The organism is Chryseobacterium sp. YIM B08800 (genome assembly GCF_026163565.1).
GTDB lineage: Bacteria > Bacteroidota > Bacteroidia > Flavobacteriales > Weeksellaceae > Chryseobacterium.
On record NZ_JAPDKN010000027.1, the window covers coordinates 13011 to 32114 of the forward strand.

Genomic DNA, 19104 nt, shown 5'->3' on the forward strand with positions numbered 1-19104 from the left:
AAATTAATAAGATTCCGATATCGTAATTATATCTAAAAATTTTATTAATATTTATTAATTTTACAAAATACGTTAGAAAATCAAAAATTTAAAACCTCTAAATTTTTGATTTTAGCAATGTTAAATTTCTTTTAAATTACGATATTAACGATTTTTTTTGGCACAACGATGATTTTTTTAGGGGTTTTACCTTCCAAAAGCATTCCCATTTTTTCATTCTGAAGCACTAAATCTTCAACCTCTTTAGCAGATAATGTTGCAGGAAGAGCAATTTTAAATTTCATCTTACCATTTACGCTTACAGGATACTCAATTTCGTCTTCAATCAAATAATTTTCATCCAAAATCGGAAACCTTTCAAACTCAATAGATTCTTTATTTCCTAATAAACTCCACAATTCTTCACAAATATGTGGCGCATATGGAGAAATGATAACGGCTAAAGGTTCTAAAATATTGCGTTTGTTACATTTTAATTTCTGCAATTCGTTGACAGCAATCATAAATGAAGAAACAGAGGTATTGAAAGAGAAATTCTCGATATCGTAAACCACCTTCTTTATTAAGGTATGCAAAACTTTATACTCCGCTTTTGTAGGTTCTTCGTCTGACACCTCAAAAACCTCACCATTAAAATAAAGATTCCAGAATTTTTTCAGGAAACCGTAAACTCCGCTTAAACCTTGAGTATTCCACGGCTTCGATTGCTCCAAAGGACCTAAGAACATTTCATACAGCCTTAAACCGTCTGCTCCATATTCATTACAGATATCATCAGGGTTTACAACATTGTATTTAGACTTAGACATTTTTTCTACTTCACGACCTGTGATGTATTTTCCGTCTTCTAAAATAAATTCTGCATCTGCATAATCTGGTCTCCACGCTTTGAATGCTTCAGTATCTAATTCGTCAGTTGTCCCTTTTAATAAAGATACATCAACGTGGATTGCCTGAGTTTTATAATCTTTCGCTAAGTTTTTCGATACATATTGATTCGTGCCATCAATTCTATACACAAAAGCACTCATTCCCAAAATCATTCCTTGGTTGATCAACTTTTGGAAAGGCTCATCATGATTAATATATCCTCTGTCTTTTAAGAACATATTCCAGAAACGAGAATACAATAAGTGACCGGTTGCGTGTTCGCTACCTCCAATATATAAATCTACCTGTCCCCAATAATCTGAAAGTTCTTTATTGGTGAAAACCTCATCATTTTTAGGATCCATATATCTCAAGAAATACCAAGAGCTTCCTGCCCAACCCGGCATTGTAGATAATTCTAAAGGGAAAATAGTTTGATCATCAATTAAATTGGTATCAACAATTTTCTGATTCGCTTCATCCCAAGCAAAAGTTTTTGCATTTCCTAGTGGTGGATCTCCATCTTCTGTTGGTAAATATTTTTCAACTTCAGGAAGCTCTAAAGGCAATGCAGAAGTCGGCAATGTATAAGGCATTCCATCCTTATAATATATAGGAACTGGTTCTCCCCAATATCTTTGTCTTGAGAAAATCGCATCACGCTGTCTGTAGTTCGTAGTTCCATGACCAATTCCTTTCTTTTCAATAGCATCAATAATCAATGCTTTTGCCTCGTCGTAATTTAATCCGTTTAAGAAATCAGAATTTACACAAACGCTGGTTTTAGAATCAAAAGACTTTTCCTGAACGTCTTCTTCCGTTTCTACAACTTTTTTTATGTCAAGATTAAATTTCTTCGCAAATCTATGGTCACGCTCGTCGTGCGCAGGAACAGCCATTACAGCTCCCGTTCCGTAACCCATCAATACATAATCTGAAATATAGATCGGCATTTTTTCTCCGCTAAACGGATTGATTGCATAAGTTCCAGTGAAAGCACCCGAAACGTTTTTCACGTCAGACATTCTGTCTCTCTCGGTTTTCTTAGAAGTTTCTTCAATATAAGTATCTACTTCAGCTTTTTGTTCAGCCGTGGTAATTGTTTCCACTAAAGGATTTTCTGGAGCCAATACCATAAAAGTCGCACCGAAAATAGTGTCGGGTCTTGTTGTAAAAACCTCAACAATTTCGTCGTGACCATCTACACTAAATTGAACCTGCGCTCCCTGAGATTTTCCAATCCAGTATTCTTGGGCATCTTTCAAAGGTTGTGGCCAGTCTAAAGTTTTTAGACCTTGTAATAATCTTTCAGAGTAAGCAGAAATCCTCATACTCCACTGCATCATTTTCTTCTGGAAAACAGGGAAGCCTCCTCTTTCAGATTTACCGTCTTTTATTTCATCATTTGCCAAAACGGTTCCTAAAGCAGGACACCAGTTCACCGTCGTTTCTGCTCTGTAAGCTAAACGATAGTTTAATAAAATATCTTCTTTATCAATTTCAGAAGCATTTTTCCATTCTTCTGAAGTGAAGTTTAATTCGTCATTTTGATTGGCATTTAAACCTTCCGTTCCTTTTTCTTCAAAGTGCTTGATCAAAGTATCGATAGATTCTGCCTTGTCTGTATCTTTATTATACCAAGAATGGAATAATTCAATAAAAATCCATTGCGTCCATTTATAATAAGAAGCGTCTGAAGTTCTCACTTCCCTACTCCAGTCAAAAGAGAAACCAATTTTTCTTAATTGCTCTTCGTATCTTGTAATGTTTTGCTCAGTTGTAATCGCAGGATGCGTTCCCGTTTGTATTGCATACTGTTCAGCAGGAAGCCCAAAACTATCATAACCAACCGGGTGAAGAACATTAAAACCTTGATGTCTTTTATATCTCGCATAAATATCCGACGCAATATATCCAAGCGGATGACCTACGTGAAGCCCCGCTCCCGACGGATATGGAAACATATCGAGAACATAAAATTTCGGTTTGTCTGTATTATTGGAAGTCTTGTATGTTTGATTGTCTTCCCAGTATTTCTGCCACTTTTTTTCTATCTGCTGATGATCGTAAAACACTTTTTATTATAGATGTTAGATGTTAGACTTTAGATATTAGAATTAATTTCACTATCAATTCTCAATCTAGTTTCACAAAAATAATGATTATAAAATAAATGTAAATTTAATTTTGAATTAATTACAATGTAATCCTCACAAAACAAAAAAAATCTCACCTAAAAGATGAGATTATATAGTAATATGAAATACTGATTATTATTGCGGAATTCTTTTAAAAGTATACGTTGTAGACTTGTAGATTGTAGGATCTGTAGTGTCTTCAATTTTCAGGTTTAAAGTTTCTGCGTCAAGCAAAGTTACTTTACCTTTATCTGCAACCACAGTTCCCTGGTATTTAATTTCGAAGTTTTTCTCAGAAGAATCGTACACATAAGTGAAGTTACGCTCAGATATTGTGCTACAAGTTGGCGTTATTGCTCCCGCCATATCTCTATTGGTTCTTTTACCCGAAGAATTTTCATTAAAAACCCATCTAGATTCTTTTTGACAGTCTGTGTAAACTATTTCGTCAGAAAATCCGACTCCATCAGCTGGAACCTGAGTTTTAACTTCTTTGGTTGGAGACCACGTTCCTACAATAGGAAATACCTGTTCCGGCGCGTCATCGTCGTTACATCCTGTAAAAGCCAATAATGATAATCCTGCAAATAATGCTAATTTCTTCATAGATCAAATTTTTCAAGCGTTAAAATTATGATTTTTTTTAAAAATTCAATCATTTTTTTTGAATTTTGAAGTATAATTTACATTTCCTTAGAAATTCGCCGAAGAAAATCTATTCGCAAAGCCTTATATTTGCAAAAAAAGCACATGCCCGAAGTTTCCATCATTACTCCTTGTTACAATTCTTCTCTTTTTTTAGAAGAAACCATCAGCTCGGTAATGAATCAAACTTTTACCGATTGGGAATGGCTTATTACAGATGATCAGTCGACAGATAATTCCGTAGAAATTATTCAAAAACATCAGGATTTCAGAATAAAATTAATTGTTGCTAAAAAAAACGGTGGGGCAGGTCACGCAAGAAACCTTTCTCTAGAGCAAGCCTCCGGAAGATTTATTACTTTTCTTGATGCCGATGATTTTTGGGAACCCAATTTCCTCGAAGAAATGATTAATTTTATGAAGTACGAAAATGCAGAAATTGCCTATTCTAATTATGCAAGATGTGATGAAAATTTAATTCCGAAAATTGAAGATTTTAAAGCCGACAAAGAAGTTACTTTTAATAATTTGCTTAAAACCTGCAGACTTTCTCTTCTATCATCCATGTATGATTCACAGAGAGTCGGAAAAGAATTTTTCCCGGAAGGAAGCAAAAGAGAAGATCACGTAATGTGGCTGAATTTATTAAAGAAAATTCCCGAAGGAAAACCGCTTCCGAAAACAATGGCGAAATACAGAATGCGTGAAAACAGCATTTCAAGAAAGAAGCAAAATATCATTAAAGACCAGTATCTAGTTTATAAAGATTTTATGAAATTTTCTACGTTAAAATCTCTTTACTACACTGCAAACTGGGCATTAAACGGATTTATGAAATATTCAAAAATATTTAATTAATGGAGTATTCTAAAGAATTTAAAGCAGCATTAAGTCAACTTTCATCAGTAGAAAAAGACCGACTCATTTTCAGATTATTGAGAAAGGATGAAATTTTATCTAAAAAATTATATTTTGAATTAATCGATGAAGAAACCGTTGATCAGAAACGTGATGCGATGGAAGAACTGATTAAAGAAAAAGTAGAATATGCTTCTAAATACATCAGCAATCAAAAATATTTCATTGTACTCATCCGAAAAATAAGTGCTCAGATTACAGAACACGTAAAAGTAACAACCGATAAATTTGGTGATATTAGTTTAAACCTTTTATTGATCAATGAAATTCTGGAAAGCAACGAAAAACTGAGCAGACAGAGATTCAATGATGTCTACAAACTTTATCTTTACATCATCAATAAAATTGTAAAAGCATTAGCTTTAACTAAAAAACTAGATGAAGATTATTGGATGGAAATCGATGAATACCTTTCAGTTGCACACGACAAAATCACCGCTAATATTTATCTTGAAAAACTATTTATCAATAACGGAATAGATTTCAATTGGTTCAACACCGATAGAATTCCGGATCATTTTGATTTAATTATAAAAGATATTAAGAATCAGGGATTTTTAAAGTGATAAAATTTTTTGAAGAATAAGCTCTGACGAATTGGGTTGCTTAGTCACAAATTGCTCAGCATTTTCAGACATCTCTAATCGAATTTTTTCATTTTTAAATAAATCTAAAACAAATTGAGCCGCTAAGTTTTCGTTCTCAAAAGATTTACCGCCTTTAGCTAAAATTAATTGATCTGCTTCAGGGTTTTTCTTGTAATGATTTCCGAAAATCACAGGAACACCAAAAGTTGCTGCCTCCAAAATATTGTGAAGACCTGCATCATGAAAACCTCCTCCTACAATTGCAACATCTGCATAAGAATATAATTTGGAAAGTAATCCTATGCTGTCGATGATGAGCGTTGGAGAGTTTGAGGGTTGGAGTGTTGGAGAGTTTTGCAATTCGCTGTATAAAATTGCAGAGGGAAAAATTTCTTTTAAATTATCTACTCTTTTCAAATCGTGTGGAGCAATAATTATTTTTAAATCTTCATTTTTTTCAGAGATTATTTTTGCAATTTTCTCTTCCGCTTGCCATGAACTTCCAAAAACAATTGCCTTTTTACCGCCGATAAATTCTTCAACGAAATCTACATGATTATTACGAAGCCTTAGTTGTTTTACTCTGTCAAATCGGGTATCTCCGGTTACCGAAGAATTTAGTAGACCAATATGTTTAGCCAAAACATACGAATGCTGTGTCTGATGAAAAAACCAAGTTACATTTTGTTTCAACTGTCTTACAAACCATTTCCCATACGTTGTAAAGAAAGACTGTCTTTCATAAAACAACGCTGAAATCACAAATATTTTTACATTTTTATGTTTAAGTTCTGCCAAAAGATTATACCAATAATCATATTTAACGGTAAAAAAAAATTCACAATCAAATAGAGAAACAAATTCTTTCACCATACTTTTTCTGTCGAAAGGAAGATAACAAACCGCATCTGCAATGTGTTTTTTCTTAACTACATTTTCATATCCCGAAGGAGAAAAGAAAGTAATAAGAATTTTATGATTCGGAAAGTTTTTTTTGAGTTTTTCTAAAACAGGAAGCCCCTGTTCGTATTCTCCAAGGCTTGCAGCGTGCATCCACAAAATTTTATCAGAAGACAAAAATGCAGACTTCACAATCTCCAAAGAACGCTTTCTTCCTTCAACGCCTTTTTTAGTTTTATCATTAAACAACGACAAAACTTTCATTCCGAAAATGAGAAGATTTACAAATATGGTGTATAAGAAAGTCATTAACTTTTCATTAATCCTCTAAAAAACTGAATTCCTCCAAAAATCACCGCACCGTAAGCAATTGGTCCGCCTTTTCCGCTTCCTAACGAAACCAAAGTAACAGCAAGACCGCCTACAAACCACAATCCGCCATACAAAACATCTTTATTGGCCTGTTTTTTTTCTACAACTTCTCTTTGGAACATTTGATCTCGTCTCAATTTCTCAAGCCTTTTATGGTCGTCATTTGATGTTTCTGAAAATGTAGATAAAGTGTTATAATATTCCTGATAATTGGCTACATTTTTACTTTCAAACAATTCCGTTTCAAGCTGCAAAATCGTTTTTCCCTGAGCTTCAGAAAAAGTTGTAATCAGCTTTTCAATTTCTTCATTAATTTGAATTCCTCTTCTTTTGATTTCAGAATATGCCAGAATCACAGTTTCCTCAGTATAATAAATCCAGTTTACCAAAATTTCTGAGAGCTGAAAGCCTTTAGAACTTGAGATTTGAGCTAATGTTTTTGCGGTTTTCATGATTAGTTTTAAAAATATTTTTTGTTTTTTATTTATAAATATAAGCCGAAATTATTGCAGCCATTACGCTGATAAAAATAAAAGGAATAAATAATAAAATATGAACTCTTGCTTTCGAGTCTGAATTAAAACTGTATCGAATTGTATAATCCTGAATATTTAAAAACATCAATAAAACAAGAAATAAAAGCCATTTCAGCAGAAAAATCATGATAAGAAACTGTGTTTTCTGGTTTGCTTCAGTAATCTCAAACGGAAAATTTCCGGTGTCGGGATGTTTTGTTATAAAAAAGAAAACCACATAAAATATGACCGCTAAAACAGGGAGAAAAAAAGCAAATCTTTTCCCTCCAAAATGATCAGGCTTTCCTTCAAAATCAAAATGAGTGGGAAGTTTTTCAGGAAGTTTTTTAAATATTCTTAAAGTATAAATCCATAAAAACAGAATCAATACTAAATTCAGAATATCAAAAACAGTAAGAATTACAGTTTCCATAAGAGTTTAAAGAATGCTTTTAATCACTCTCAGTTTGTGAGTATGTTTATTCATTTCTTTATTAAAAATCCCGCTGGAATCTAATGTGTCTATTCTCACTTTTCCGGAAGCATGAATAATTTTTTGATTGTCGAGCATAATTCCTACATGAATAATTTTACCTTCAGAATTTTCAAAAAAAGCCAAATCTCCTGGCCGGCTTTCTTCTACAAAAGTGAGAGAATCTCCTACTTCAACTTGTTGAGAAGTATCTCTCGGCATTTTCACATTGTGAATTTTATAAACGAGCTGTACGAAACCGGAACAGTCAACTGCAAAAAAGCTTTTTCCGCCCCACAAATAAGGAATGTTCAGAAATTCTTTTGCCGTTAAAGCAATACTTTCACGTATATCATGACTTCTTCTGGATGCAACTGCAGGAAATTCTACTTCAGAACCCATCGAAAGCAAAGTTTTCCCGTCAAGAGTCATTACAGAAGAAAAATCTTCCGTAATTAAAGTCACTTTTCTGTTGGCAAGATATTCTTCTGTAACAGGCTTGATCTGTTTGGTATCCATCCAGCCTTCATAGCCGTCGTAGTGCATTTTTATTTTCGTCCAGTTTTTATTTACTTCCAAAATATCTGCACTTTCGCCATACAAAATTTCAGTAACGATTTCTGCTCTATCCGAATTTTCAGCACGAACAGGCGCAACAGTCACGATACAAATTCCTTTATCCATCAATTTATATTAAGGTTATAGGTCGAGGTTGAGGCTGAGAAAAATACGCTGTAAAATCTTAACCTTAAACTTAGCCTTATTTTATTTCCTTCTTAAGAAGTTTACTCCGTCACGCAAAGGTAAAATAAGATTTTCAAAATCATCATCTTTTGCTACCAAATCGTTAAGCTCTTTAATAATCTGTGTAGATTTTTGCTTTGGATTTTCTTCTAAAACTTTTCCGTACCAAAGCACATTATCAAAGAGAACTACAGAGCCGGATTTTGTCTTCGGTTTGATTAATCTGAAATATTCAGCATAATTTTCTTTATCGGCATCAATGAAAACCAGATCAAAAACCTCATCAGTATTTCGTAGAAATTCTTTTGCATCCTGAATTTGAAAATCAATCTGATTTGAAAATTTACTTTCAGAAAAATATTTTCTCGGAAGGTAAGCCAAATCTTCATTTACATCAAGCGTGGTAATTTTTCCTTCCGGAGATAAACCTTCCGTAAGACAAAGGGTAGCATATCCTGTAAAAGTTCCTATTTCTAATACGTTTTTAGGATTTAGCATTTTAGAAATAATCGTTAAAAGCCTTCCCTGCTGATAACCGGAAATCATATGCGGCTGAGTGGTTTTCTGAAAAGTTTCTCTTCTTAATTTTTTAAGAATTTCGGGCTCAGACGAAGCATGATTTTCCAGATATCGATCCATTTCTGGATTTTTTTCTTCAAAAAAACTCATTCTTTTTTTTATTTGTTCAAATTTAATTAAAATAATTCTGAGTCCTAAACCAAAACAGAATATCCGTAAAAATACGGATTGTTTTCATGACGATAAGCTGATAAATTTGTGGTACTGCAAAATAAAAGAGGTAAGAATACTCAATGAAGATGATGAAAACAAATTTGTTACCCGTGAATGACGTACAAAATTACACGATTACTCAATCGTCATCCGCAAAAAAGAGCTCCCGAAAAAGAAGACGCAGTTTTTTCTTAGGTCAGATTATAAAGCTTCTTAAAAAAGAAGATGTAGTTTGAAAACAAAAATTCCGATAATCGCTTATCGGAATTCTTTATTTAAATTTTGCTTTATTATTTCTTAGGAGTGATATCCATCAATTTCATAAACTCATCCAGCTTAGGCATGATGATGATTTCAGTTCTTCTGTTTTCAGCTCTTCCAGAAACGCTCATGTTTGTCGCTTTAGGATTGTATTCAGAACGACCGCCTGCTGTAATTCTTGCAGGATCTACGCCAAACTGACTTTGTAATACTTTAGCAATCGCTGTACCTCTCAATGCAGAAAGATCCCAGTTGTCTCTCGGTAAGTTTGCAGAGCTTAATGGCGCATTATCTGTGTTACCTTCAATCAATACAGAATATTTATCATAATCGTTGATTACTTTTGCTACTTTACCCAAAACTTCCTGAGCTGCCGGTAAAACGTTGTAATCTCCCGTTTTGTATAATAATTTATCTGACAATGAAATCATCACAACACCTTTAAGAACTTTTACCTGAACATCCTGATCAGTTACATTATCCAAAGATCTTTTTAATTTGTTTGATAACGCTAAATTTAAACTGTCGTTTTTAGCATTTGCAGAAATCAATTGTTTGATATAAGAGTTTGATGCATTGATCTCACCAACCAATTTATCAATATTTGCCGAGCTTTTTCCGGTGTTTGAAAGACAAGCATCCAAAGATGATTTCAAAGCATCGTGCTGACTTTTTAATAAGTTATTTTCCGCCGTCAATGTAGAATTCTGACCTTTCAGATCCTGAATTTCACGTTGTCTCTCACCAATATTTTCAATACACTGTTTGTAGTTGCCACTTAGAGCATCATACTGCTTCTTACTAACGCAAGATGTCATTCCCAACACCACTACTGAAGCTACTAAAATTTTAAAAATCTTCATAAATAAACTTTTTAAACGATTTCAAAGGTAACAAAATTCATTTTAATAATTAGGATTATCTTTGTACAAAAGAAATTCTGAGCATTATGCTTACACAATCCGCATTTGAAAAACAGCTTCAAAATCTCGCTCAATTATCAGATAACCCAACCTATCTTTTAGCGGTAAGCGGAGGTGCAGATTCTATGGTTTTAGCCTATCTTTTTAACGAATTACAAGATTCTGGATGCGAATTTCAGGTTGCGCATATTAATTATAAACTTCGGGGCGAAGATTCTGATTCTGATCAGAAAGTAGTTGAAGATTTTTGCTACAAGAATAATATTAAATTTCATTTATATGAAGTTTCGAAAAAAGATGAGCAGCCGGAAAATTCTATTCAGCTTTGGGCAAGAGAACTTCGTTACCGATTCTTCAGAGAAATTCAGGAGAAAGAAAATCTGGATTTTTTGGTAACCGCTCATCATCTGAATGATCAGCTGGAAACCTTTATCATCAATCTTTCAAAAGCTTCCGGAATTAATGGTTTAAGCGGAATTCCTGCTAATGAAAATAATATTCTGAGACCATTATTAAATTTCTCAAAAGAAGAGATTTACCAATTTGCTGAAGAACACAACATTAATTTCCGTGAAGATCTTTCCAATAAAAAAAGTGATTACCTGAGAAATAAGATCAGGAATGAATTAGTTCCAAAACTTTCTGAAACCAACGATCAGTTCTTAGAAAACTTCAAAAAAAGTATTTCTTTTCTTAATCAGACCAAAGATTTTGTGACTCAACAGATTCAAATCATAGAAAAAGATCTTTCTGTATTTAACAAAGAGTATAAAATCTTATCAAAAGAAAAGCTGGCTCAGGAAAGTGATTTCGTGCAATTTGAGATTCTAAAAAAATATGGTTTTAACCGACCGGAAGAAATTCAGAAAATTTTCTCTGCAGAAAACGGAAGTTCATTTTTTTCAGAAGATTATCATTTAACTGTCGATAGAAAAGGTTTAATTTTAAAAGTAAAAAACTTTTCAAAAGAAATAAATCCTGAAATAATCTTAGTTGAAAATTTTGACTCTCACCAAGATCAGACATCTATCAATATTAAAAATTATATTGAAGATGGTAAATCTTTTAGTTGGGTTTTTGATACCGACAAACTTCAGTTCCCTTTATATCTGAGGAAACAAAAAGATGGCGATGAGTTTTATCCTTCGGGTTTTTCCGGAAAAAAGAAGGTGTCTAAGTTTTTCAGAGATGAAAAATTATCCGCTTTAACTAAAGAAAAAATATGGATTTTGTGCGATGCCAAAGATCAAATTTTAGGAATCGTTCCGCTAAGACAGGATCGCAGATCTGAGGCAGAAGTTAATACACAAAAAACAACCACAGTACAATGGATAGAAGAACAGCCAATTCTTTAGCCATAGAAGATTTCCAAAAAAACAGTAATGTAGCTTTCGGTATTTTGTACCAAAATTATTTTGTTTACGTAAAAAAATATATTCTTAATAATAAAGGAAATTCTGAGGATGCCGAAGATATTTTTCAGGATTCGCTGCTTATCCTTTATGAAAAACTGCATCGTGATAATTTTGAAGCCTACACTTGTTTGGGAAATTATATTGTAGGAATTTCTAAAAATTTATGGCTGAAAAGATTAAAAAACAGGCATTTTTATATCGAGTTTCCCGATACTTATTTCATAGAAAACCAGCAGGAAATTAACCTTGCGATCGAAAACGAAAAATATTATTGGGAAAAACTGACGGGATATATTAAAGCCATCTCTTCACATTGCCAGAATTTAATTCAGGATATTTTTATAAAAAATAAAAGCATTGAAGAGATTCAGGATAAATATAAATATTCCAGCAAGCATAATGCGCAAAACCAAAAATACAAATGCGTAGAACAGATCCGGAGAATAAAAGATAAAAATTTTCAAACTGAAAATCAATAAATTACAAAAAATCATCTGAAGAACGGGTGATTTTTTTCTTTTTAAAAGAACTTAATAAAAACAATCGTTATGTTCAAAACAATTATATTCAGCACATTAGTGTTTTTAGGGATTTTTGTAAGTGCACAAAAAGAAAAAGGCATCAATTTTCAAAATGTAAATCTTGAAGCCGCAAAAAAAATTGCCCAGAAAGAAAACAAACTTATTTTCATTGATTTATTTACAACCTGGTGCGGACCATGTAAACTGATGAAAAAAAATACCTTTACTGATGAAAAAATCGGAGAACTTTTCAATAAAAGCTTTGTAAATCTTGCGATTGATGCCGAAAAAGATAAAGACGGACTTGAGCTTGTAAAAAAATATAAAATTGTAAATTATCCTTCGTTTTTATTTTTAGATAAAAATGGAGAGTTGATTCAATATGATTTCGGATATTATAATGCACAACAGTTTTCGGGAGTTGGGATGGCTGTTTTAGATAAGGCTTTTTCAAAAAACACGGTTAAAACAATCGATCAGGTAAAAGGAAAAATGGTGGGTGATAAAATTGCCGATTTTTCTGCTAAAGATCATTTAGGAAAAACATTTACTTTATCAAAAGAAAAGGAGAAAATCGTTTTGGTTTTCATTCGTGGGCAATGGTGTCCTTACTGTAACAAATATGTGGAAAGTCTGCAAAATATTTCACCTGAACTGAAAGCAAAAAATGCAAGACTGGTTATTATTTCGCCAGAAAAACTTGAGTTTATTGAAAAAACCATCGCCAAAACAAAAACAGATTATACCGTTTTGTACGATGAAAATTATAAAATTGCCGAAATGTTTGATGTACTTTACACTCCGGAGCAGAAAACGCTTGATTTTTACAATTCAAGATTAAAAGGCGATTTTACAGACAGCAGATCTGATAATTCTGGAAGACTTCCGGTTTCGGCAACGTTCATTATTAATGAAAATAAAGAAATTTCGTGGAGACATTTTAATCCTGATTATAAAGAAAGAGCTTCACTGGAAGATATTCTGAAGCAACTATAATATTGTTTAAATTTACCCTTTGTACATTTGAATCTTTGTCTTTCTAAAATAAGTGAAACGGCTTTGTTTAACTTTATTTCAGTACTTTTTATAATTCCTTGTGTATCCTTGCGTTTTTTAAATCGCAATGAAAGACAAAGTTTTTACAGTAAATATTTTTTTAAGGTTAACAATGGCATTTCATTTAGCAAAGAAATACAATTATTTTATTATAAAATTGTTATGATGTCTGTAAAGTGTGTAACAGGTTTATATTTTAGTTTATCACATCATTTTAATTTATCCCACATGAAAAATCAATATTTCTACAGTTTTTGCTTCCTTTTGTTTGCGATGGCTACAAGTTCATTAAAAGCTCAAGGTTGTAGCGATGCAGGGTTTTGTACTGTAAACAGTTTGAAACCTCATCAGAATGATTCTATTTCTGTGCAAAAAAATCAGTTAAAAATTGGTTTTTCTGTCGGGAAAGCAGATAACGAGATTACGGCTTACAGTCAATACGCAGAATATAACAGACAGATCAATTCTAAATTTGCTATTAGTGCTAAACTTGCCTCTCTTTCACAGGCTGGAAACAATGTAAGCACTTTCGGTTTATCAGACATATATTTGAGTACAAATTATCGTTTAAATAAAAATCTAAGCTTTACTTTAGGTACAAAAATCCCTTTAACAGACGGAAATAAATATAAAAACGGCGGAGCTTTACCAATGGATTACCAAGCCAGTCTAGGAACGTTTGATCTTATTGTTGGAGCGGGATATCAGATAAAAAAACTACAGTTGGTTGCTGCTTTACAACAGCCATTGACCCAAAATAATAATCAGTTTGTTGCAGAGAATTACCCTGTAAGTTCTTCATTGAGAAATTTTCAGACAACCAAAGATTTCAAGCGCAATGGTGATGTTTTACTCAGAGTATCTTATCCTTTCAAAATAACTGACAAACTTCAGATTACTCTTGGATTGTTGAATATTTATCATCTTTCGAATGATCAATTCACCGATACGTTTGGAACAGAACGAGTAATTGACGGTTCTCAAGGTTTAACGGTTAATGGAAATCTGTTTTTTGATTATAATTTGAATGAAGTTCATGCGCTTCAGCTTAGTTTAGGAGCTCCTTTTGCCGTGCGAGACGTAAGACCAGATGGTTTAACACGAAGTTTTATCGCCAATCTTGAATACAGTTTTAAGTTTTGAAACTATATAAAATCAATAAAACTTATACAAAATCTGATATATAAAAACACTTATTATGCAGCTTTTAAAACAAACTTACTAACAAATATCTTTTATACATTAGATTCTTAAGTAAAAAGAAAGTTCCTTAGTTTTTTTAGGGACAAAAAATTAGCTATTTTAGCGAAGCAAAAAAATACGTCGATAATTGATGGAAGCAACGCTGTTTCAGGTATCACTTCCTTGATAAAATAGGCGATACGCAAAAGATGAGAAATCTAGAAAGGTTCTCACAATTTTTAATGAAAAAGTACAATGAAATTTAAAAACTGGTTTTTACTAATTCTCCTGTTTTTTGCAACAGGAATTAATGCACAGATCAAAAATCCTGTAAAATTCAAATTCACGGTCAACGAATTGGGTAATAACCAATACGAAGCTGTTTTGAATGCTACATTGGAAAGCGGATGGCACATTTACTCGAGAGACATCCCTGAAGACACAGGGATCCCAACAGAATATGTGGTTTCAGGAAAAAATATAGAACTGATTGGAAAATTTCAGGAAGTAGGAAAAAAGCATGAAGAATTTTCTGAAGCTTTCGGTGGAACGATTATTTACTATTCAAACTCTGCAGGTTTTAAGCAAAAATTTAAACTAAAAGACCCAACAAAAGCCGGAGATGTAGTTGCAGAAATCACATATCAGACTTGTGATGACAGAGTTTGTCTGGCTCCGAATACTTTAGAATTCAATAAAAAAATTACTCCGACCGGAGCAACAGAAGACGCAACAACTGATGATAAAACAGAAACTGCAAAAGATTCTGTAAAAGCTGTTGAAACTATTGTACAAAATCCTGTAAAAGGAGATTCTACAATCGTTGAGACTGCAAAATTAGATCCTAAACAATTAAAAGTAGCTTCGATTGATATTTCAAAACCATTAACAGATTGCGGAACCGGTTCATCGAAAATTGATGAAAATTATTGGACGTATCTTTTATTAGGTTTCATTGGTGGTTTGATCGCTTTATTGACGCCATGCGTTTTCCCGATGATTCCATTAACGGTTTCTTTCTTTACAAAAGGGAATAAAAACCCGGCAAAAGGAAAAAGAGACGCTTTGGTTTATGGATTTTTTATCCTTTTAATCTTTGTTTTATTAAGTCTTCCCTTCCATTTAATTGATGGAATTGCAGGAAATATTTTCAACGAAATTTCTACCAACGTTTGGCTCAATATCGTTTTCTTCATCATCTTTATTTTCTTCGCAGGAAGTTTCTTCGGATATTATGATATTACTCTACCAAGCTCTATTGCCAACAAATCTTCAAAAGCAGAAGAAGCAGGCGGAATGATTGGTATTTTCTTTATGGCTTTAACTTTAGTAATTGTTTCTTTCTCTTGTACAGGTCCTATTTTGGGAAGTTTACTGGGAAGTGCCATTACAGGTTCTGCAAACGTTCCGATGTTGTTAACATTTGCTTTGGCTGGTTTCGGATTGGCTTGGGCGATTGTTTTCGGATTATTGGCTTTATTCCCGCAAGCTTTACAAAGTCTTCCAAAATCTGGAGGTTGGATGAATACGGTGAAAGTTGTTTTAGGTTTTGTGGAATTGGCTTTGGCTTTAAAATTCTTATCAAAAGCAGATTTAGTTTCTAAAACATTCTTAATTAAAAGAGAGCTTTTCATCTCGATCTGGATCGTAATTGCTATTGGATTGGTTATTTATTTATTCGGATTGATAAGATTTCCACATGACGATAAGAAGCCGAAAATTTCTATTACAAGAAAGATCATCGGAGTTTTAGGAATTGGTTTTGTTGTGTATTTAATTCAGGGATTAATTCCTGCAGAACGACCAAAACTGTCATTATTAAGCGGAATTTTACCTCCATTGAATGTAAGTTATTTCCATGATGAAAAAGACGGAATTCTAGGAATGCATCCTGAACATGATTTCTTTAATGCTATAGAACTTGCCAAAAAAGAAAACAAACCAATTCTGATTGACTTTACTGGTTACGGTTGTGAAAACTGTAGAAAAATGGAAGAATTCGTTTGGAGTGAACCGGATATTTTACCAATTCTTCAGAACGATGTTGTACTTGCTTCTCTTTATGTAGACGACAAAGAAGAGCTTCCTGAAGACCAAAAAACCAAAATCGATTTGGGAGATGGACAGGTGAAAAAAGTAAAAACTATTGGTGACAGATGGAGCTTGTTCCAGACCGCTAATTTTAATAATAATTCGCAACCACATTACGTTCTTCTAACTCCGGATGGAAAAGTGATTAATACTCCGGTTTCAGGTTATATGGAAAAAGAGAAATTTAAAAAATTCCTGGAATGTGGTGTTAATTATTTTAAAAACAATAAATAGTTTCACCAAAATATATTTAAAACTCATGCTGAAAAGTGTGAGTTTTTTGTTTTTAACCAGGCTGAATTCAAGTTTCTAAATTATTCATTAAGATATGAATAAATTTATTTAAATTTGATTAACCAACCTACAATCAATCGCTTATGAAATATTTAAAATTTACTCTTTTATTTTTTTTACTTTCATCTTTTACAAAAGCTCAGATCCCCACAATACAATGGCAAAAATCTTTTGGCGGATCAAATAATGAAACCGCAAAATCTATTGTACAAACCTTGGACGGTGGGTACATCACCGCCGGATTTTCAAAATCTTCCGATGGAAACGCAACCACAAATCATGGAGATAATGATTTTTGGGTAGTAAAAATGGATGCTTCAGGAGCTTTGCAGTGGCAAAAGTCTCTTGGCGGATCTGGCGACGATCAGGCAAACTCAATCTGCACTACCTCAGACGGAGGATATGTTGTTGTAGGATTTACCAACTCCTCTAATGGAGACGTTACCCTAAACAAAGGATCTTCAGACTACTGGATTGTAAAACTAGATGCACTCGGAAATATCGTATGGCAAAAAACATATGGAGGTCAAGCTCCAGACATTGCAACCTCTGTGAAGAAAACTACTGATGGAGGATACATCGTAACCGGATATTCTAGCTCTAGCAATGGAGACATTACCGGAAACCATAGTCAAAACACAACCGATTACTGGGTGGTAAAATTAGACTCTTTAGGAAATTTACAATGGCAAAAATCTCTTGGTGGAGCCAGTAATGAAAGAGCTTTTGAAATTCAACAGACCAATGACGGTGGTTATATTGTAGCAGGAGACACCTATTCTTCAAACAGCGGAGACGTATCTAGTACCGCCTCCGGATCAGGACGAGATTTTTGGATTGTAAAGCTCGGAAGTACTGGTAATATTATATGGGAAAAACGTTTCGGAGGTTCCGGAGAAGAGAATGCTTACTCCATAGATCAAACTTCAGACAGCGGGTACATCGTGTCGGGTACTACCACTTCTACAAACGGAAATATAAGCTTTAATAACGGGCAAGGAGATTACTGGATCATTAAGCTCGATGCGTCAGGTAATCTACAATGGGAAAAAGCTCTGGGAAGCATTACCTATGATCAAGCATATTCAGTAAAACAAACACCTGATGGAAACTATGTTGCTACAGGATACCTCTCATCAAATACCGGCGTTGCAGAATCTGAGCCGTTAGCTTCTACACAATATTGGGTAGTAAAATTAGACACTTTAGGAAACTTGCTATGGCATAAATCTTATGGTGGAAGTGGAAACGAGGCAGCATACAGCATTATTTCCACCTCAGATGGCGGATTGGCTGTAGCAGGATCATCAAACACAAATCCCGATAGCGGAGATGTTACAGGAAACCACGGTCTGCTTGATTTTTGGATTTTAAAGCTAACCGGATCTAAAGAATTAGGAATCATGGAGAATAATACTCCTGAAAAACCAATAATATACCCAAACCCAGCAAAAGATTTTGTGAATATAGATAATCTTCCGTCTGAAAGTACAATAAGCATTACTGATGCATCAGGAAGAAAAATTTCGTCAAAAAAATATTCCGAAAAAAATATTTCAATTAATACTTCTGCTTTAACCAACGGAAACTACATTATACAAGTTGAAAATAAGGGGACAACTCTATTATCTAAGAAAATTATTATTTCAAAATAATACATTTTCAATGAAAACCAGAATTCATTTGTTAAATTTTTAACATTATTATAAATTAGGTACAAACTTTGCATCGAATCATTTTAAAGTGAAATATAATTTCATTGATTCTAAAAATTCGTTCAACATTTTAAAAAACTGAATTATGGCTGAAGTTGTTACAAAAGAAAAATCCGGAGGCAAGCAAAACAAGAAACCTATCAAAATCGATATGACGCCGATGGTCGATTTAAATTTTTTATTATTGATGTTTTTCATGTTTACATCAAGTTTTACAAAACCTAATGTGATGGATTTGGGGTTACCAGCAAAAGGAACTGATGCTCCTATTGGTCAAATAGGAGATCAAAATCAAATTACTTTTATCATTGGAGAAAACAACAGGATTTTTTATCATCAAAGCAATGAAAAAGATCTTACAGAAGCAGGTTTAAAAGAAACAGATTACAACGGATTGAATGTTTCAAAAATAATTTCAAATGCTTATGAAAAAGCTCCTAAAAAAGAAATTTTCACCATTATTGTAAAACCTACCGATGATGCCAATTACAAAAATTTCGTAGATATGATGGATAATATTTCGATCTCAAAAAAAGAACGATACGGAATAAGCGACATCAAACCCTGGGAAAAGAAAGTTTACGAAAACGTAATAAAATAATACTTTAAGCAATATAGCTTCATAGTTTTAAAATAACTTATTTCTATCTTTTCGCCACGAATGCACAAATCTTATTCAGTAAAACATTAGTGTATTCGTGGCGAATAAATTTTAAAACCTTAGAGCATTTTTATAATGCTCTTTTTTTATAA

The 19104-nt window shown here is 33.1% G+C and carries 17 protein-coding genes; 9 read left to right on the top strand and 8 right to left on the bottom strand.

Annotation, left to right across the window (positions count from 1 at the left end):
• Positions 1-131: 131 nt before the first annotated feature.
• Complete coding sequence (gene leuS, locus OEW74_RS11325) at positions 132-2945, bottom strand: leucine--tRNA ligase (protein ID WP_265428597.1); 2814 nt, start codon at positions 2943-2945, stop codon at positions 132-134.
• A 198-nt stretch (positions 2946-3143) separates the two neighbouring features.
• On the bottom strand, positions 3144-3614 hold the full coding sequence (locus OEW74_RS11330; RefSeq protein ID WP_265428598.1) for a lipocalin family protein: 471 nt from the start codon (positions 3612-3614) through the stop codon (positions 3144-3146).
• A 144-nt stretch (positions 3615-3758) separates the two neighbouring features.
• Here OEW74_RS11330 and OEW74_RS11335 point away from each other — a divergent pair, with 144 nt between their 5' ends.
• Positions 3759-4511, top strand: a complete 753-nt coding sequence (locus OEW74_RS11335) for a glycosyltransferase family 2 protein (protein ID WP_265428663.1) — start codon at positions 3759-3761, stop codon at positions 4509-4511.
• On the top strand, positions 4511-5137 hold the full coding sequence (locus OEW74_RS11340; protein ID WP_265428599.1) for a deoxyuridine 5'-triphosphate nucleotidohydrolase: 627 nt from the start codon (positions 4511-4513) through the stop codon (positions 5135-5137). Before OEW74_RS11335 ends, OEW74_RS11340 begins: the two co-directional genes overlap by 1 nt.
• Here the strand turns inward: OEW74_RS11340 and OEW74_RS11345 are convergent.
• The 6 genes from OEW74_RS11345 to OEW74_RS11370 form a co-directional block, all read right to left on the bottom strand.
• Positions 5129-6367 (bottom strand): 3-deoxy-D-manno-octulosonic acid transferase, encoded by a 1239-nt coding sequence (locus OEW74_RS11345; RefSeq protein ID WP_265428600.1) that lies wholly within the window; start codon positions 6365-6367, stop codon positions 5129-5131. The genes OEW74_RS11340 and OEW74_RS11345 overlap by 9 nt on opposite strands.
• Positions 6367-6882, bottom strand: a complete 516-nt coding sequence (locus OEW74_RS11350) for a hypothetical protein (RefSeq protein ID WP_265428601.1) — start codon at positions 6880-6882, stop codon at positions 6367-6369. Before OEW74_RS11350 ends, OEW74_RS11345 begins: the two co-directional genes overlap by 1 nt.
• 28 nt (positions 6883-6910) lie before the next feature.
• Positions 6911-7378, bottom strand: coding sequence for a DUF1648 domain-containing protein (locus tag OEW74_RS11355; RefSeq protein WP_265428602.1), 468 nt, complete (start codon positions 7376-7378; stop codon positions 6911-6913).
• A gap of 6 nt (positions 7379-7384) precedes the next feature.
• Complete coding sequence (locus OEW74_RS11360; RefSeq protein ID WP_265428603.1) at positions 7385-8101, bottom strand: C40 family peptidase; 717 nt, start codon at positions 8099-8101, stop codon at positions 7385-7387.
• Between the two features lie 81 nt (positions 8102-8182).
• A complete protein-coding gene (locus OEW74_RS11365; RefSeq protein WP_265428604.1) occupies positions 8183-8830 on the bottom strand; it encodes an O-methyltransferase in 648 nt (215 codons plus the stop codon).
• A 353-nt stretch (positions 8831-9183) separates the two neighbouring features.
• Complete coding sequence (locus tag OEW74_RS11370; protein WP_265428605.1) at positions 9184-10017, bottom strand: OmpA family protein; 834 nt, start codon at positions 10015-10017, stop codon at positions 9184-9186.
• Positions 10018-10103: 86 nt separating this feature from the next.
• Here OEW74_RS11370 and tilS point away from each other — a divergent pair, with 86 nt between their 5' ends.
• From tilS to OEW74_RS11405, 7 genes are all read left to right on the top strand, one after another.
• The gene (tilS, locus tag OEW74_RS11375) at positions 10104-11432 is read left to right on the top strand and encodes a tRNA lysidine(34) synthetase TilS (RefSeq protein WP_265428606.1); all 1329 of its coding nucleotides are present in this window, start codon (positions 10104-10106) and stop codon (positions 11430-11432) included.
• Positions 11405-11971, top strand: coding sequence for an RNA polymerase sigma factor (locus tag OEW74_RS11380; RefSeq protein ID WP_265428607.1), 567 nt, complete (start codon positions 11405-11407; stop codon positions 11969-11971). The genes tilS and OEW74_RS11380 overlap by 28 nt, the downstream gene beginning before the upstream one ends.
• A 69-nt stretch (positions 11972-12040) precedes the next feature.
• Positions 12041-13009 carry a redoxin domain-containing protein gene (locus OEW74_RS11385; protein ID WP_265428608.1) on the top strand — a complete coding sequence of 323 codons (969 nt, stop codon included), beginning with the start codon at positions 12041-12043 and terminating at the stop codon, positions 13007-13009.
• A 288-nt stretch (positions 13010-13297) separates the two neighbouring features.
• Positions 13298-14212 (top strand): hypothetical protein, encoded by a 915-nt coding sequence (locus OEW74_RS11390; RefSeq protein ID WP_265428609.1) that lies wholly within the window; start codon positions 13298-13300, stop codon positions 14210-14212.
• 294 nt (positions 14213-14506) lie between these two features.
• A complete protein-coding gene (locus tag OEW74_RS11395; RefSeq protein ID WP_265428610.1) occupies positions 14507-16576 on the top strand; it encodes a protein-disulfide reductase DsbD family protein in 2070 nt (689 codons plus the stop codon).
• A 143-nt stretch (positions 16577-16719) separates the two neighbouring features.
• A complete protein-coding gene (locus OEW74_RS11400; protein ID WP_265428611.1) occupies positions 16720-18291 on the top strand; it encodes a T9SS type A sorting domain-containing protein in 1572 nt (523 codons plus the stop codon).
• 145 nt (positions 18292-18436) lie between these two features.
• Positions 18437-18952 carry an ExbD/TolR family protein gene (locus OEW74_RS11405; protein ID WP_265428612.1) on the top strand — a complete coding sequence of 172 codons (516 nt, stop codon included), beginning with the start codon at positions 18437-18439 and terminating at the stop codon, positions 18950-18952.
• Positions 18953-19104 lie beyond the last annotated feature (152 nt).

Excerpts from the sequence above, each read along its gene's own strand:
- OEW74_RS11395 (WP_265428610.1), top strand. The coding sequence starts at position 14,507 with ATGAAATTTAAAAACTGGTTTTTACTAATTCTCCTGTTTTTTGCAACA.
- OEW74_RS11345 (WP_265428600.1), bottom strand. The coding sequence starts at position 6,367 with ATGACTTTCTTATACACCATATTTGTAAATCTTCTCATTTTCGGAATG.
- OEW74_RS11390 (WP_265428609.1), top strand. The coding sequence starts at position 13,298 with ATGAAAAATCAATATTTCTACAGTTTTTGCTTCCTTTTGTTTGCGATG.
- OEW74_RS11340 (WP_265428599.1), top strand. The coding sequence starts at position 4,511 with ATGGAGTATTCTAAAGAATTTAAAGCAGCATTAAGTCAACTTTCATCA.
- OEW74_RS11370 (WP_265428605.1), bottom strand. The coding sequence starts at position 10,017 with ATGAAGATTTTTAAAATTTTAGTAGCTTCAGTAGTGGTGTTGGGAATG.
- OEW74_RS11400 (WP_265428611.1), top strand. The coding sequence starts at position 16,720 with ATGAAATATTTAAAATTTACTCTTTTATTTTTTTTACTTTCATCTTTT.
- tilS (WP_265428606.1), top strand. The coding sequence starts at position 10,104 with ATGCTTACACAATCCGCATTTGAAAAACAGCTTCAAAATCTCGCTCAA.
- OEW74_RS11380 (WP_265428607.1), top strand. The coding sequence starts at position 11,405 with ATGGATAGAAGAACAGCCAATTCTTTAGCCATAGAAGATTTCCAAAAA.
- OEW74_RS11385 (WP_265428608.1), top strand. The coding sequence starts at position 12,041 with ATGTTCAAAACAATTATATTCAGCACATTAGTGTTTTTAGGGATTTTT.
- OEW74_RS11330 (WP_265428598.1), bottom strand. The coding sequence starts at position 3,614 with ATGAAGAAATTAGCATTATTTGCAGGATTATCATTATTGGCTTTTACA.
- OEW74_RS11360 (WP_265428603.1), bottom strand. The coding sequence starts at position 8,101 with ATGGATAAAGGAATTTGTATCGTGACTGTTGCGCCTGTTCGTGCTGAA.
- OEW74_RS11365 (WP_265428604.1), bottom strand. The coding sequence starts at position 8,830 with ATGAGTTTTTTTGAAGAAAAAAATCCAGAAATGGATCGATATCTGGAA.
- OEW74_RS11405 (WP_265428612.1), top strand. The coding sequence starts at position 18,437 with ATGGCTGAAGTTGTTACAAAAGAAAAATCCGGAGGCAAGCAAAACAAG.
- OEW74_RS11335 (WP_265428663.1), top strand. The coding sequence starts at position 3,759 with ATGCCCGAAGTTTCCATCATTACTCCTTGTTACAATTCTTCTCTTTTT.
- OEW74_RS11355 (WP_265428602.1), bottom strand. The coding sequence starts at position 7,378 with ATGGAAACTGTAATTCTTACTGTTTTTGATATTCTGAATTTAGTATTG.
- OEW74_RS11350 (WP_265428601.1), bottom strand. The coding sequence starts at position 6,882 with ATGAAAACCGCAAAAACATTAGCTCAAATCTCAAGTTCTAAAGGCTTT.